Below are 296 nucleotides of genomic sequence, written 5' to 3'. Positions count from 1 at the left end.
TCAAAAACTCCAACTCAAATTGCTAGTCATGCTCAAAAGTATTATCTTCGCCTGAATAGTACACCAAAAAGGAGAAAAAGGGCAAGCATCCATGACCTAACCATTGATGACACTGACTTGGTTCCTCAACAAAATCAAGTTCCTCAATTAAACGCTCCGATGCAGGAATTATCCCCTCAGCAAAATGGAGTACAATTGGATGCTCCAATGCAGCAAGTATCCTCTCAGCAAAATCAGGTTGATGCATTGGACTTTCCAATGCAGCGATTATCCTTTCAGCAAAATGGGGATCCTCC

Annotated in this window: 1 protein-coding gene; it reads right to left on the bottom strand. The window is 41.9% G+C overall.

The features are described 5' to 3' along the window. Positions 1-22: 22 nt before the first annotated feature. Positions 23-296 (bottom strand): hypothetical protein (locus tag AABA86_RS34275; RefSeq protein ID WP_338309890.1); only part of this gene is annotated, 274 nt, incomplete at its 5' end.

Origin of the sequence: Bradyrhizobium sp. TM233, from assembly GCF_036247965.1 — a bacterium.
Lineage (GTDB): Bacteria > Pseudomonadota > Alphaproteobacteria > Rhizobiales > Xanthobacteraceae > Bradyrhizobium > Bradyrhizobium ottawaense.
Note: the sequence above shows the minus strand (reverse complement) of the source record. Positions and strands in the feature narration are given on the sequence as shown.